The organism is Sphingobium quisquiliarum P25 (genome assembly GCF_000445065.1).
Lineage (GTDB): Bacteria > Pseudomonadota > Alphaproteobacteria > Sphingomonadales > Sphingomonadaceae > Sphingobium > Sphingobium quisquiliarum.
Genome location: NZ_ATHO01000102.1, coordinates 1 through 14,700, shown reverse-complemented (window position 1 = coordinate 14,700; position 14,700 = coordinate 1). Strand labels below are relative to the sequence as shown.

Here is a 14,700-nt window from a genome sequence, read left to right as displayed (position 1 = left end):
CTATCCCTCCTTCCTTTCCGCGTTCCACTGCGCCAGATCGCTCCGCACCCGCTCCACGACCGGAGCCCAATCGCCGGGGCGCGGCTGGGCATAGATGCGCATGGAGGGATACCAGGGCGTACGGCCGCCGCCCGCCGGCCAGCGCCAGTCCGGTTCCGCCTTCAACAGCAGCCATGCGGGCTTGCCCATCGCTCCCGCCATATGCGCGATCATCGTGTCGACGGTGATGACAAGGTCCGCCGCCGCGACCAGCGCCGCCGTTTCCATCATGTCGAAGGGACAGCCCGAAGGGTTCAGCACGTCCAGGGTCGTGGCTTCGGGCATCAGCGTGACGCACCGCGCCTCCGAACAAAGGGGCGCGAGAAGACTGGAGGGCACCGCGCGGTCGCGATCCCAATCGCCCGCGCCATAGCATAGGCCGACGCTTCCGGGCGGCAGCGGCCCCGCCTTTGCCGTCAGATAGGCAGGCTTCGCATCGGCGGGCGTCGCGCGCAGGGCGAAATCCAGTTCGGTGATTTCCAGATCGCATTCGGCGGGCGGCAGCGGATGGGCTTCATCGAACGCGACGAAGCGCACGCCGGGGCAATCGAGGCCGGAGACGAACAGATCGCGAAGCCGCGCCTGCACCTCTACCGTCAGGATCCGCGTCCGCCGCGCCAGCAGCGGCAGGAAGCGCGCGAACTGGATGCTGTCGCCAAGGCCATGATAGCATCGCACCAGGCAGTGCCGGTCTTCATAGGACCTGCCGTCCCAGACCCAGCGCAGATGATAGGGCAGCGCCGGATCATCCCGCCGCACGGGATCGCGCTCCGCAAGATCCTGCTGCGTCAGGTCCCAGGCCGCATGATAATCCCCCGCTCTCATCGAAGCGACCCAGTCTGCCATGCGATCCGCCATGCAGGACCCAATTCGTCCATGGCGGCCCGGTTCCGCGCGGGGAGCGCCCTCCCATCTATGACATTATCATGGGTTATCGACGGTGAACCCGCCCGGCCCTTCGCGGTTGACGCTGCACCCCGAAGCGCGAGGCCCGATGTCCACCGAAATACGCGAGCCGCTGGAAAGTGAAACGCTGGGCGCTCCCCGCGCGCCGGGCCTGATCAGGAAGCTGGGCGCGGGGATCGTCACCGGCGCTGCGGACGATGATCCCTCGGCCATCGGCACCTATGCCAGCGTGGGAGCCAAATATGGGCTTGGCTTCCTGTGGATCGCGCCGGTCCTGCTGCCGATGATGTATGTGGTGGTCTATCTGTCGGCGAAGATCGGGCAGGTCTATGGCAAGGGGCTGTTCGCCTGCATCCGCGACCAGTTTCCCCGCTGGGTGCTGTTCCCGATGGTGACGCTGGCGATCATCGGCAACGTCATCGAAGCGGCGGCGGACCTGGGCGGCATCGGCGCGGCGCTGAACCTGTTCATCCCCCTGCCGGTGCCGGTGATCGTCGTGGGGGCCGCCGCTATCATCTTCACCCTGCAATATTTCGGGTCCTATTCGCTGATCCGGCGAGTGTTCCGCTGGCTGGCGCTGATCCTGCTCGCTTACGGCGCGGCGGCTGTGATGGCGCGGCCGGACCCGGTGGAGGTGCTGCGCGCGACGTTCCTGCCCACGATCCGCCTGGATGCAGGATCGATATCGCTGATCGTGGCGTGCATCGGCACGTCGCTGTCCGCCTATGTCTATACCTGGCAATCGAACCAGGAGGTGGAAGAACAGATCGCCATCGGCCGCCGCCAGCTGTGGCAGCGCAAGGGCGCGAGCGCTGGCGAGATGAAGCGCACCAGCCGCGACGTGCTGACCGGCATGATCTTTTCCAACATCATCCTCTATTTCATCCTGCTCGCCACCGGCGTCACGCTGCACCCGGCGGGCGAAACGGACATCGCCACCGCCGCGCAGGCCGCCGCCGCGCTGGAGCCGGTGGCGGGAGAGGCCGCCAAATATCTGTTCGCGGCGGGCATTGCCGGGGTCGGCTTCCTGGCGGTGCCGGTGATGACCACAGGCGCGGCCTATGACGTCGTGCAGTGCATGGGCAGCGAAGGCAGCCTGCACGACGCGCCGCGGCAGAACCGGCTGTTCTACGGCATCATCGCCCTGGTCACCGTGGTTGCGGTGGCGATGAACTTCCTGGGGCTCAATCCCATGAAGGCGCTGGTCTGGTCCGGCATCGTGCAGGGCATGCTGGTGCCGCCGCTGTTGCTGATGATGATGATGCTGACCAACAGGCCGGGAGTGGTCGGCGCGCGCACCAACGGAGGCTGGACGAATATGCTGGGATGGATGACGACGCTGGTCACCTTCCTGTGCGCCGCCGCGCTGGTGACAAGCTGGTTCCTGTAACGCCCTTTCATCGCTCCCGAATTTATTATACGATCGTCAAATAATAAGCCGGGGAGAGGGACCGCGATCATGGACGGCGACGATCTGGAGCATGATCCTGACGCGGACTGGAGCCTTCCGGCATGGACCTGTCGCGATCCCGAATTTCTGAGCGTCGAATGCGCGCGCATCTTCCGCCGGTCATGGCAGATCGCCGCGCATGAAAGCGCCCTGCCCAGCCCCGGCGATTTCCAGCGGCTGGACCTGACCGGCGAAAGCGTCCTGATCATCCGGGGCGAGGATGGGATTGTCCGCGCCTTCACCAACGTCTGCCGCCATCGCGGCGCGCGCATCGCCAGCCAGCCATCAGCCTGCGCGCGCAGGCTGATATGCCCCTATCATGGCTGGACCTATGACAGCGCCGGGCGGTTGACCGGCCTGCCGGACGAAGCGCTCTATGGCGGGATCGACCGCCGCCGGTTGGGGCTCGCACCCGTGGAGCTGGAGAATTTCCACGGCTTTCTGTTCGTCCGGCTGGAAGCATCCGCAGGGCCTTCCGTGGCGCAGATGCTGGCGCCGCTCTCCGGCGAGATCGCCGCCCATCGCTTTGGCAGCCTGCGCCCGCTGGGCCGCGTGACGGAACGTGTCCGCGAGGCGAACTGGAAGATCGTGGGCGACAATTATGCCGATGCGCTGCACGTCGCCACCGCACATCCGGGACTCAAGCGGCTGATGGGCGGCAGCTATCGTCTGGAATCATTCCCCTATGCCGACCGGATGCGAGGCAACATCACCACCTTTCCGTCAGCCAATCTGTCGGAGCGGGCCTATCAGCATTTCCTCCCCACCGGCCCGGAGGCTGTATGGAGCTATATCAGGCTATGGCCGAACATGGCCTTCGATATCTATCCCGACCAGATCGACTTCATGCAATGGCTGCCCCTGTCTCCCACCCGCACGCTGATCCGCGAAGTCGCCTTCGCCCTTCCCGATGACAGGCGGGAGATGAGGGCGGCGCGCTATCTCAACTGGCGGATCAACCGGCAGGTGAGCGCCGAGGACAAGGCGCTGATCGAAAGGGTGCAGGCCGGGCTGGCGTCGGCAAGCTACAGCAGCGGTCCGCTGGCCAGCACGGAAACGGGGTTGCGGCAGTTCAACCGCCGGATGCGTGCGATCGTGCCGGAGGCGCGATCTCCCCATCCGCCACCTGCGGGCTGGAGCGCTTCGCCCCCTCCCCTGCCCGCACTGGTACGGGCGGCACAGGGGTGAGCGGCGCTTATGACGCCGTCATCATTGGCGGGGGGCATAATGGGCTGGTCTGCGCCTTTTATCTGGCGCGCGCGGGCTATAGGGTGCGCATCCTGGAGCGGCGCGCGGTGATCGGCGGCGCGGCGGTGACGGAGGAGTTCCACCCCGGTTTCCGCAACTCCGTCGCCAGCTATACCGTCAGCCTGTTGCAGCCCAAGGTCATCCGCGACATGAAGCTGGCCGATCATGGCTATCGCGTGATCGAACGGCCGATCGCCAATTTCCTGCCGCAACCTGACGGCGGTTACCTGAAGACCGGCGGCGGGACGGAACGGACGCAGGCGGAGTTCGCGAGGTTCAGCGCGCGCGATGCCGCCGCCCTCCCCGCCTATCTCGACATGCTGGAGGGTGCGGCCGACATGCTGCGCGCGCTGGCGCTGAAGGCTCCGCCCAATGCGGGAGACGGGCTGACGGGCATGATGGCGGCGTTCGATCAGGGACGCCGGTTCACCCGCCTGCCGGTCGAACGGAAGCGCGACATATTGGACCTCTTCACCAAATCCGCGCGCGATCTGCTGGACGGCTGGTTCGAGAATGAAGCGGTCAAGGCGCCGTTCGGCTTCGATGCGACGGTAGGCAATTACGCATCCCCCGACACGCCGGGCAGCGCCTATGTGCTGCTGCATCATGTCTTCGGGCAGGTGAACGGGCGGAAGGGCGCGTGGGGCCATTGCCCCGGCGGCATGGGGGCGATCACGCAGATCATGGCGCGGATCGTCACCGCCATGGGGGTCGAGATCAGCCTGGAAGCGCCGGTCGCGTCCGTGCTGACGGATGGCGCGCGCGCGGTTGGGGTGCGGTTGGAAAGCGGGCAGGAAGTGGCGGGGCGCTGCGTCATCGCCAATGTCGGACCCAAGCTGCTGTACCAGCGGCTGATGGACCCGGCCAGCCTGCCAGCGGATTTCCGCAGGCGGATTGCGGGCTACAAGACCGGCTCAGGCAGCTTCCGCATGAATGTGGCGCTGTCCTGCCTGCCCGATTTCGCTTGCCTGCCGGGCATGGGGGAGCATCTGCAATCGGGCATCATCATCGCGCCCACGCTCGATTATATGGACCAGGCGTTCACCGATGCGCGGCGTGAGGGCTGGTCGCGCGCGCCGATCATCGAGATGCTGATCCCCTCCATCATCGACGACAGCCTCGCTCCGCCTGGCCTTCATGTCGCCAGCCTGTTCTGTCAGCAGTTCGCCCCGGTCCTGCCACCAGCGCCAGACGGCCGCGCGCGGAGCTGGGACGAGGAACGGGAGGCGGCGGCCGATCAGATCATCGCCACTATCGATGCTCATGCGCCGGGTTTCGCGCGGTCCGTCATCGCGCGGCAGATCCTTTCTCCTGCCGATCTTGAACGGACATTCGGCCTTGTGGACGGAGACATCATGCATGGGCGCATGACGCTGGACCAGCTATGGGCGGCCCGTCCCGTGCTGGGCCATGGCGCTTACCGCGGGCCAGTGAGGGGGCTCTATATGTGCGGCGCTGGCACCCATCCGGGCGGCGGCGTGACGGGCGCGCCGGGCCATAATGCAGCGCGTGCCGTCCTTTTGGATCATGCCGGGCTTGGCCGATGGCTCCGCCCGCGATACAGATAGCGCGCGACGTGCCTTTTCCGGCAAGCTGCCGCGATCGAAAGGCCCGGAAAAAAGCGGGCTGGTTGAGCGCGCTAAGACAAGGTAAGACGCGTCGTCCACGAAAGGGAGATCATCAATGAACAACACCGAACTCGCCGAAACCATTGCCGCCGAGCATGGCCTTACCAAGGCCGACGCGCGCAAATATGTCGACGGCATCTTTTCCGCCATCGCCGGTGCCGCCGCCAAGGGCGAGGAGGTTTCGCTGAACGGATTTGGGAAGTTCAAGGTCAAGGACCAGCCCGCCCGCGAAGGCCGCAATCCTTCGACCGGCGCCACCATCCAGATCGCCGCTTCCAAGAAGCTGACCTTCACGCCCGCCAAGGCGGTCAAGGACCAGCTGAACGGCTGATCGCGCCAAGCGCGCGGCCATCTTCATGACGGTTGCGCGTAACGCAATCGAAAAGCATCATTCGGCAATTGCAAGAGAGGGTCCGGCAGGCCACATGCGCCCTGCCTTTCAGGCATCCTCTCCTAAAACTCATCAGGCCGGTCGCAAGACCGGCCTTTTTTTCATCGTCTCAGGGCTTTGCCGATATCCGTAGTGATCGTGACGAACGCCGTGCTCGTCCTATCAATCGCGGTCTGGAAAGCCGGTGATGTTGATAGAAAATTCATCATTCCGGCACCCTATTCACAAGCAGTTAGGGTATGAAAAATGGCATTGTCCTCCAACAGGACAGATGATTTCCATTATTGTGCAGCGAAAGATTTACATTTTCACTCAAACGGCGCACAAGGCGGTCGCATCATCTTTTCCAGGGGAAGCGTGCCAATGTCTGAAAATATGTCGCCGGATATCACAACGCTCACGGTTCAGCTATTGAGCGCGTTTGTCTCCAACAATAGCATTCCCAGCGAGGGGCTTGCCGATCTGATCCGCACGACCCGCTCGGCGTTGACTGAAACGCCGCAGTCCAATCCTGCCGAAGCGCAGGCGGCAACTTACACGCCCGCCGTGTCGGTGCGTAAAAGCCTGTCTTCGCCCGAACATATCCTCAGCATGATTGACGGAAAGCCTTACAAGACGCTGAAACGGCATCTGGCGACCCACGGCCTGTCGCCCGATCAATATCGCGAGCGCTATAATCTTCCCAAAAGCTACCCGCTGGTCGCACCCAGCTATTCCGAAGCGCGCCGTGCGGTTGCCAACAAGCTGGGACTGGGCCGCAAGCCCGTGACCAAGGCTCCGGCCGTGAGCGAGGCAGCCGCGCCTGCGGCAAAGCCAGTTGCTGCCGCTTCGTCCGCTTCACCCGCTCCTGCCTCTCCGGCCAAGACGAAGACGAAAGCGCCCGCCAAGAAGGCCGCGCCCAAAGCTGCGGCGAAGCCTGAGGGCAAGAGCGCGGAGAAGGCAGCCGAAGCCAAGCCTGCAAAGGCGGCTTCACCCCGCCGCGCCAAGCCAAAGGCCGCACCGGCAGCCGCCGCGGGTGGCGACAAGGCCTGACGTTAGTCCTGAACGGATGTTGGGGCCGCTGCGTGCAGACGTGGCGGCCCTTTTCTTTTGGTTTGCCTTCCCGATGATCGGGGTGCCTGGGATCGGCGTTGTTTCGGTTGCTTTTACCCTTGGCCTGACCTTCTGTAGGTGGACGTCGCTATTAGCTGTCTTCTCCCCACGAAGGAATGAGAACTTTGGTATCTCCTTGCCTCTTTCAATCAGTTAAGTGGATCGAACGATTTAAATACTTGCGCGATGATCGACTGAGCAGCTTCGCTGCGGAGGTGCGGGGATCAGGAAAGCAGTTCCTCGATACAGCCTCCCTCACGACGCTCATAATTCGAATATGCTTGTCAAAGGGCTGATCGCTGGGGCATGGTTCTCGCGGTCCTGAAAGGTCCTACGGCGTTCTCCCAACGCTTTCCTGTCATCAGAGGCATTGTAACCAACCTGGCCTTTTGGTTACATCATGAATGCGCTAAGGCGCAGAAATGCGCGATTTTCCTTATGATTATGGCTATGCCCTTCTGATGCTGGGCCGCCTTGACGGGCGGCTTGGCAATAGTCCTGCTGCCGACATATGGCTCGCCCGGTCACGGTTGAAGGGAGCGGCGATGCTGGCCAGTTCCGCCGGCATTCCCATCACTGTCGCCGAGTTGGAGGACTGGATTTGCGGACGGCGTCCACCGCCGCGACATAGCGAAGGGCTGAACGACCCGCTTTCGGTGGCGGCGCTGGTGCATTTCGCCTTGTCGGCCAATGACAGCCTGCTTGATCCTGTCGCGCGCGCCACGCTTAACATCTCCCGTTCGCTGCTGGACGACCGCAAGGAGGCGGAACTGTGGGGAGCGGAAGATCTGGTGCGTTTCGGACCGGCTTGGCGGTCGGTTCAGAGCGCCCTGGAAGCCCCCTACCCTGCTGTCAGCCTGGAAGCGGTCGCCGAGCGTCTGATCGCCGCCAGGGAGCAGTTGCAGGCGCCTGTGGCCGGGGGACAGTTGCTGACGACGGCGGATGGCCGGCAGTTCCGGCTCGATCCACGCAGGCCGGATCTTGGCTGGGTGATCGCCTGCCATGTTCCGGCTGCGCTCAAAGCCTGCGGCCTTGCCATGCGCCACCTGCCGCCGTTCGTGGATATGGGGCGCTTTCCATCTGAAGATGTGGATGCTTTGGCGGAACAGCTGGCCGCGATGATCGCGCGGCAGGCGAGTGAAGGTCTGCGCGAACTGGACCGGATTGAACGGCGCGTCAGCCGCCTGCCGCAGGAACTGGAGGTGACGAAGCGGAGCAAGGCGCCTTTGCTCATGCGGCTGGAACTGGCCTATCCGGGATTGAGCAGAATGGCGGCCGCGCGCTTGCTGGGAATCTCGCACCAGGGCGTAACCAAGTTGATGCGTCGGATTTCCAGCAGGACAAAGGAAGGTGGTGGATAGCCTGACGTCTGGATCCTCATCCTTCTTCATTCCCAATAACAGCATCTGCCAGGTTACAAAGTTTATAGGAAAGTTAGAGAGTTACGTGGGGCTCTAAGGCGGAAAAGCTGGCGGAACTCGGCGAGTCGGGCGAAGACCGCCGTTCCTGAAGGATCGGTGATGCGTTCCCGAAATGTCGGCCATGCCGTTCCCGAAATGTCGGGTAACCGTTCCCGATGGTGCGTTGGCCGTTCCCGGAGTGTCGACGGCGCCCGGCATATAGTGGATGGCAGTGGGGGATTGAATCAGTTCGAGCGGAGCTTTGCGAGGACACGTTCAAAAGCTGTGGACAAGTTGCGGGGCGGGTCGGGTGGCTCATCGAACGGTGGAAGCGTAGCGATCGGCACCCGACACTTCGGGAACGGATTATGTTTGGTGCTGTGGCGGTCCTGCAAAGTCGAAGGGTTTGGGCATTCCCTGGATATGGTGATGGACCGGCGGGCAGTGCGAAGCCGGTCAGCTGTGCGCTGCGCATTGCCTGATCTGCGTCGTTAAGTGCGGGAAGCGGCGCTTTAGCAAAGAGAAGGAAGGCCGGTGGCCTCTTCGGCTGTATTCCGTAGACGCTGTCCCGATTAGCGCTTTGCATATGGATATGGCTGGGTGAGCAGCAGATGTCGGCAGCGGGGGAATGGCATCATCAAAGGCGGTGATGGTTCTTTTCGTGGAAACGGCGGACGAAGCCAATGAAGGCCTTTTGATAGTTGACCGGGGTGCGGGACGGATCGGCTTCTAGCCAGTCGCGGAATTCCTGATGGAGGGATTGGTAATCCCAGCCCGGATAATTGGCGCGCAATGTTGCCAGGGTTGCATCAGTGACCTCCCCGGCGCTGGCGCGGGAGGAAAGTCCGGTTACCGTACGGCGGATGACCTCGCTGGCATCGAAAAGGGGTTGCGATGCTTCGGTTGCGGCCTGGGGTTGGGTTCCGCTGGGATCGCTTGTGTGTCGCGCCGTTCTGGCCGTGGCGGGAACGTCCCCATTTCTTTCGGAGGCACGGAATGGTGAGGTGATCCGCGCTGCTTCGGCCGCGCGCCGGCGCATGCGCAGGGAGGGTTCGCGCTTCCCTTCGGGCTGTTCGAGCGCGAGCGTATAGCCGGGGAGCGGGTCGCGCTCGGCGATCTTGGCGATCTCGAACTTGAAGCGGCGGTAGGCGCCTTCTGCTCCTGACTTTTCGAACAGGGTCGGCATGGAGATGGCAAAGCCCCCCTCCCCCGCCCCGCCAGCATGCTTGCGCGCGACCTTGTAGAGCCAGCGTTCGCGGCCGCCGGTGAGGTCGAAATAAGCGCGGTCGATGGACAGCACGCCGCCCTGCATCAGCACGCCTTCGTAGAACCAGTTGCTGAGTTCGATCGTCATGCCGCGCGAACGTTCGGTGCGTTCATCGACCAGCTGGGTCCAGCCATCAAGCCAGCTAAAGGTCGCCTCGCGGCGGTTTTCGGCGCGAATGTTGGTCTTGATGGTAGTGGCGACGAGCCGGTCGAGCGATTGGCCGAGCAATTCATAAGCGCGGCCAGTGGTGGGACGGTGAATGGCGCGCAGCAGATCATAGGGCATGAGGTGAAGCTTGCGCGGAACGTCATTGACGCCGCGGCGCGCCATGTCGGCGAGGACGGAGGCGCAATAGATCAGAATGTCGGCATCCCAGATGGTCGCCATGCCGTAATCGGGATTGGCCGACACATGGACCCACGCCTTGCCATCGGGGGAGGTATAGTCGATGGGCTTCACCCGCTTGGACTTGGCGAGGCTGAAGAAGGGGCGCTCCATCATCTCGCGCTGGTCGCGCAGGGGCATGTCCGCGATATAGGGGAGGAACAGTTCGAACTGGTCCGTGATGTCCTGCTTGCCGGTGCGGCTCATGGGCGTTTCCCCGGCAAGAAACAGGCGGATTTTGCGGAAGATGCCAGGGTGTTTCCCCAGGGAAACCAAGAGAGAAGTAGAAGGCTGAAAAGATTTTTCGGGAGGGGCAGGGGGAGGGGATTGGCGGCTCCCTTCCTTCTGGGGCTAACCTGTTTCCCCGGGGAAACAGGGCGCAGCGGCAAGGGCTGCCCCCTTCCGGCGTCATAACCCCAATGCTGATGCCCCCCCGAATGCATCACTGCTGCAAGCCCAATCCCTGGCGTTCCAGATGTTCCAGCGTGTCGCGCAGGGCCTGGCTCAATGTTTCCATGTCCGCGCCGGAGCCCGCGTGAAAGCGGATGGTGACGCCCTGACGGTTGACCGACTGCACGGTGAGGGCAGGGCGGCCGTACCGCGTGGTCCAGGTGAAAGGCTCCTCCTTCGGCTGTGACACGGCCACGCGGGGCGCGTCGAGCAGGCGCTTCAATATCTCGGCAGCGGGGATGGCGGGCGCTCCTGCGGCGCGGCGTTCCCGTTGTGTCGTGGCAAGGCGGGCGGCTTCGGCATGAATGACCGTCGCGGCCGCATGATCGTCCAGCGCCTGCGCCAGCGGATAAGCGGGCTTCAACTGAACGTCTCCGGGGGAGGGGAAGGCATCGATAATATCGTCGGGAATGCCCGCGACCTTGATCATCTTGCTGAGCCAGCCCTTGGAGAGCTTGAGCCGCTCCGCCATGCGCGTCAAATGGCTGCCATAATGCGTGCCCAGCGCTTCGGCATAGTTGCGCGCACGCTCAAGGTCGGTGACGTCCTTGCGCGCGCGGTTCTCCAGATCGGCGAGACGGAAGGCCGCTTCGTCATCGAGCTGGGCGACCTGCGCCACGAACATCATGTCGGGATAGCTGTGCGCCCGCAGCCAGCTAATCGAGAAATGGCGGCGCGTGCCCGCTATCACTTCATAGTCGTGATCGGGATCGCCCTCGACACGGCGGACGACGGCGGGCACCTTCTGCCCGCCCTCCGCGATGATCGAATCGATCAACTCGCGGCAATTTTCCTCGGTAAGATGCTGGTACAACCGGGCATTGCCGCGCCAGATGCGGACCCTGGCGGGATCGAGCAGCAATTGCGTCACCTGCCGCACCTCGCCCGAAGCGAGGCGGGCGAGCGCCGTTTCGCGGCCCAGCAATGTCGCGCCACGCACCCGTTCGGCGCGGGGAGGGGCAGGGGAGGGGGCGGAAGGCGCGCGCTCGGCCTCACTGTCCTCAGGCGTTTCGCTCACCGGAGCGGGGGAGGGGCTTTCCGCCTCGTCGGACAGCAGCGCCGCCAGATAATCCGATTGCTTACGCGCCATGGGCTTGTCCTCCGATTCGCGGGGAACATAGAGTGAACATATTGCTGTAGGACAGAGCTGATTTTGGTTCACGCGGAGGCGCGGAGACGCGGAGATCCTTCGCCTCGCCAGAGGCTTTTCCATCCATGCACAGAGCATGCCGCGTTGCGCGGCGTGAATTTGTAGAGCGGCCATGCCGCGGGCGGGGCCGCTCCCCGTCTCCGCGCCTCCGCGTGAACCAAAACTCACGCCGCATTGACGATATCCTCTTCCCGCGCGGGCGCCACGCGGCCCCAGCCCTGGCGGACGAGCGCTTCGATCTGGGCCATCGCTTCGTCCAGGTTCGCGCGGCAGCGTTTGTGGGTGCGCGGCGTGCCGATGGGCTTTTCCAGCTCATAGACGGTCATCATGCGCAGCGCCGCATGGCTGATTTCCGCGCTGTCGAGGATGGGGATGGGGAGGAGGGCAGGGCCAAAGCTCTGCTCCATGATCGCGCGCACCATCGAATGGCTGGGATCATTGCTGTCGAATTTGGAACAGAGCAGGCGGACGAACTGGTAATCGACCTCTATCCCCGCCGTTTGCAGCTGGTTGATGACCTGATCCATCATCGAGAGGAATTGCACGGTCGAGCAGAAGTCGGGCGTCGTCGCGGCCAGCGGCACCAGCAGCGCATTGGCCGCCTGCATCACCGCAAGGCTGATCGTGCCCAATGCTGGCGGCGGATCGAGCAGCACCACGTCATAGTGGCGCGCCAAATCCATCAGGCCCTGCTTCAATTTGCGGAAGCGCGCGGCGAGGACGGAGCCGCCGTCGCTGCCCGCGGCCGCCAGCTCATATTCCACATCGAACAATTCAAGGTTCGACGGGATCAGATCGACATTGGGCCATGCGGTATGCTTGACCGCGTAGAGCAGATCGACCTGGGTCGGATCGATCGAGAGGTAAGGATAAAGCGTCTCTTCCCGCTGAATATTGAAATGGGGGTTGAAGCCGAACAGCGTGGTGGTGGTCGCCTGGCTGTCGCAGTCGACGACCAGCACGCGATAGCCCTGCACCGCGAAATAGTGGGCGAGATGGGTCGTGACGGTCGATTTGCCGACGCCGCCCTTGAAATTCTGCACCGCGATGATCGCAGGAACGTCCAGCGGCGCGCGTTCGGGCGAGGCGCCCAGCACCTGGCGCATGTTCAGCAGTTCCTCCACCGTATAGCCGGGGCGGCGGCCATTTTCGGTTGGCGGGGCAGGGGGCAGGCGGCCGTCATCCTCCGCCATGCGGATCCGATTCGTGGAGCAGCCGAGCAGTTGCGCCGCCTCCGCTATGCCGAAGCGGACATTGAGTTCCTTGCGGCTATCCGGCAGAAAAGCCTTGCGCCGCAGCCTTTCGACCATCTTTTCCCCGGCTTCGGCCAGGTCGCCAATCTGGTCAACAACTGCGTTCATTTCCGCCCCCAAAAAGGAAGTTGAAGCTTATCTGGCGATGCTATCGCAGATTTCCTTCAATTTCGCAATCTATCGCGGAATTTGATGCGGTTGAGTGCGCGATGCAGCGGCACGGTTGCACAGGACAGGAAGCTGGGGAATAAACCCGCCGGACCATATTGCCTAGCATCGGGGATTTCGCGCATGCCGCAACCGTTTCCCACCCGCCAGATCGGCCCCTTTACAGTGTCGGCCATTGGCCTTGGCTGCATGAATTTGAGCCACGGCTATTTGCCCCGTCCCGGCACGGCGGACGCCGAAAGGCTGCTGCTGCATGCGCTCGATTCGGGGATCACCTTCTTTGACACGGCGGCGCTCTATGGCTTTGGGCGCAATGAGGAGCTGCTCGGCCGCACGTTGATGCACCGGCGCGGCGAATTCACGCTGGCGAGCAAATGTGTGCTGGCGGAGATTGACGGCAAGCGCGGGCTGGACGGCTCGCCCGAAGCGATCGCGCGGGTGCTGGAGGATTCGCTGCGGCGGCTGCGCGTCGATCATATCGATCTTTATTATATGCACCGGCTGGACCCCAAGGTGCCGGTCGAGGAATCGGTCGGCGCGCTGGTGCGGGCGAAGGAAGCGGGCAAGATCGGCGCGATCGGCCTTTCTGAAATGTCGGCGGCGACGATCCGCCGGGCGCATGCGGTGCATCCGATCGCGGCGGTGCAGACGGAATATTCGCCCTGGACGCGCAATCCTGAAATCGCGGTGCTGGATAGCTGCGCGCAGTTGGGGATCGGTTTTGTCGCCTTCTCCCCTCTTGGGCGCGGCCTTCTTGCCGGTAATGTCAGCGGGGCCGGAATAGGGGAGGGGGACCTGCGCGCCGACATTCCCCGGTTCCAGGGGGATCATCTGGCGGCGAATCTGGCGCTTTACGAAAAGATGCGGGCCCTGGCGGCGGAGGCTGGCTGCACGCCCGCGCAACTATGCCTTGCCTGGCTGCTGTCCAGGGGACCGCATATCGTGCCGATTCCCGGCACCACCAATATCGCGCATCTGGACGAGGATCTGGCGGCGTTGTCGCTCGACCTTTCCGATGACGTGCTGGCGGCGGTCGATGCCCTGTTCCCGGCGGGCGCGGCGGCGGGCGCGCGCTACAGCCGGATGGCGCAGGCGCAGGCGGGCACCGAAACCTTTCCGGACGAGGAACTGGTCTGAGGCGGGACGGGGACCCAGGAAAATAAAAATCGCGATGTCTGATTTTTCCTGTTGACCGACTCATCCGGCACGCCTAGATGCCACTCCACCGACGCGGTGAGCGCCACTGGTTCTCGCTTCGATCGGTCGCCAACATAGTCGGACGCCAGTCCCCCGGAACGCAAGGATCGGGGTGGTTGGGTTGTCCGCTTCGATGATTGGTCGAGTTCTTTGACATTGTTGATTGATGAAGGGACATGTGGGCGGCGGCTCCGGGTCCTGCGGCTTCTAGGCGCAGGGTGCTCGGTTAAATATGCCATTTCTCACGATGTCCTTACACACCATGTAAGAATTGTGCAGGAATGGCTCCTGGAAATGAGCGGTTCATTCTCGGGAATATTCCTCCTGGGATTGGATCGGACATCAAACTTGAGAGTTTGATCCTGGCTCAGAACGAACGCTGGCGGCATGCCTAATACATGCAAGTCGAACGATCTCTTCGGAGATAGTGGCGCACGGGTGCGTAACGCGTGGGAATCTGCCCTTGGGTTCGGAATAACGTCGGGAAACTGACGCTAATACCGGATGATGACGTAAGTCCAAAGATTTATCGCCCAGGGATGAGCCCGCGTAGGATTAGCTAGTTGGTTGGGTAAAGGCTGACCAAGGCGACGATCCTTAGCTGGTCTGAGAGGATGATCAGCCACACTGGGACTGAGACACGGCCCAGACTCCTACGGGAGGCAGCAGTAGGGAAT

General features: G+C 63.2%; 11 protein-coding genes and 1 rRNA gene. 8 read left to right on the top strand and 4 right to left on the bottom strand.

The features are described from left to right. Window positions 1-885, bottom strand: coding sequence for a glycosyltransferase family 9 protein (locus L288_RS33495; RefSeq protein ID WP_021238604.1), 885 nt, complete (start codon window positions 883-885; stop codon window positions 1-3). A gap of 148 nt (window positions 886-1,033) precedes the next feature. On the opposite strand from L288_RS33495, the gene L288_RS33490 reads away from it, so the two are divergent. The 6 genes from L288_RS33490 to L288_RS33465 all read left to right on the top strand — a co-directional run bounded on the left by L288_RS33490 (window position 1,034) and on the right by L288_RS33465 (window position 8,115). Further along, complete coding sequence (locus L288_RS33490) at window positions 1,034-2,335, top strand: NRAMP family divalent metal transporter (protein WP_021238603.1); 1,302 nt, start codon at window positions 1,034-1,036, stop codon at window positions 2,333-2,335. A 69-nt stretch (window positions 2,336-2,404) separates the two neighbouring features. Further along, a complete protein-coding gene (locus L288_RS33485) occupies window positions 2,405-3,583 on the top strand; it encodes an aromatic ring-hydroxylating oxygenase subunit alpha (protein WP_021238602.1) in 1,179 nt (392 codons plus the stop codon). Next, entirely contained in the window at window positions 3,580-5,211 is a 1,632-nt protein-coding gene (locus L288_RS33480) for a phytoene desaturase family protein (protein ID WP_021238601.1), read from the top strand. Before L288_RS33485 ends, L288_RS33480 begins: the two co-directional genes overlap by 4 nt. Window positions 5,212-5,326: 115 nt before the next feature. After that, window positions 5,327-5,602: an HU family DNA-binding protein gene (locus tag L288_RS33475; protein ID WP_021238600.1), complete on the top strand. Its 276-nt coding sequence runs from the start codon at window positions 5,327-5,329 to the stop codon at window positions 5,600-5,602. A gap of 423 nt (window positions 5,603-6,025) precedes the next feature. Next, window positions 6,026-6,694, top strand: coding sequence for a MucR family transcriptional regulator (locus tag L288_RS33470; protein WP_021238599.1), 669 nt, complete (start codon window positions 6,026-6,028; stop codon window positions 6,692-6,694). A gap of 482 nt (window positions 6,695-7,176) precedes the next feature. Then, on the top strand, window positions 7,177-8,115 hold the full coding sequence (locus L288_RS33465) for a hypothetical protein (protein WP_021238598.1): 939 nt from the start codon (window positions 7,177-7,179) through the stop codon (window positions 8,113-8,115). 676 nt (window positions 8,116-8,791) lie between these two features. Here L288_RS33465 and L288_RS33460 read toward each other — a convergent pair. The 3 genes from L288_RS33460 to L288_RS33450 form a co-directional block, all read right to left on the bottom strand. Next, window positions 8,792-10,012: a replication initiator protein A gene (locus L288_RS33460; protein ID WP_021238597.1), complete on the bottom strand. Its 1,221-nt coding sequence runs from the start codon at window positions 10,010-10,012 to the stop codon at window positions 8,792-8,794. Between the two features lie 235 nt (window positions 10,013-10,247). Then, entirely contained in the window at window positions 10,248-11,345 is a 1,098-nt protein-coding gene (locus tag L288_RS33455; RefSeq protein ID WP_021238596.1) for a ParB/RepB/Spo0J family partition protein, read from the bottom strand. A 224-nt stretch (window positions 11,346-11,569) separates the two neighbouring features. After that, the gene (locus L288_RS33450; protein ID WP_021238595.1) at window positions 11,570-12,766 is read right to left on the bottom strand and encodes an AAA family ATPase; all 1,197 of its coding nucleotides are present in this window, start codon (window positions 12,764-12,766) and stop codon (window positions 11,570-11,572) included. Window positions 12,767-12,949: 183 nt separating this feature from the next. On the opposite strand from L288_RS33450, the gene L288_RS33445 reads away from it, so the two are divergent. Together L288_RS33445 and L288_RS33440 are read left to right on the top strand one after the other, a co-directional pair. Beyond that, window positions 12,950-13,963, top strand: coding sequence for an aldo/keto reductase (locus tag L288_RS33445; protein ID WP_021238594.1), 1,014 nt, complete (start codon window positions 12,950-12,952; stop codon window positions 13,961-13,963). 404 nt (window positions 13,964-14,367) lie between these two features. After that, window positions 14,368-14,700: ribosomal RNA gene (locus L288_RS33440) — 16S ribosomal RNA — on the top strand; the annotation flags it as partial.

Bases quoted from the DNA above. Each gene is read 5' to 3' on its own strand.
- L288_RS33495 (WP_021238604.1), bottom strand. From the start codon at position 885: ATGGCAGACTGGGTCGCTTCGATGAGAGCGGGGGATTATCATGCGGCC.
- L288_RS33490 (WP_021238603.1), top strand. From the start codon at position 1,034: ATGTCCACCGAAATACGCGAGCCGCTGGAAAGTGAAACGCTGGGCGCT.
- L288_RS33485 (WP_021238602.1), top strand. From the start codon at position 2,405: ATGGACGGCGACGATCTGGAGCATGATCCTGACGCGGACTGGAGCCTT.
- L288_RS33475 (WP_021238600.1), top strand. From the start codon at position 5,327: ATGAACAACACCGAACTCGCCGAAACCATTGCCGCCGAGCATGGCCTT.
- L288_RS33470 (WP_021238599.1), top strand. From the start codon at position 6,026: ATGTCTGAAAATATGTCGCCGGATATCACAACGCTCACGGTTCAGCTA.
- L288_RS33465 (WP_021238598.1), top strand. From the start codon at position 7,177: ATGCGCGATTTTCCTTATGATTATGGCTATGCCCTTCTGATGCTGGGC.
- L288_RS33460 (WP_021238597.1), bottom strand. From the start codon at position 10,012: ATGAGCCGCACCGGCAAGCAGGACATCACGGACCAGTTCGAACTGTTC.
- L288_RS33455 (WP_021238596.1), bottom strand. From the start codon at position 11,345: ATGGCGCGTAAGCAATCGGATTATCTGGCGGCGCTGCTGTCCGACGAG.
- L288_RS33450 (WP_021238595.1), bottom strand. From the start codon at position 12,766: ATGAACGCAGTTGTTGACCAGATTGGCGACCTGGCCGAAGCCGGGGAA.
- L288_RS33445 (WP_021238594.1), top strand. From the start codon at position 12,950: ATGCCGCAACCGTTTCCCACCCGCCAGATCGGCCCCTTTACAGTGTCG.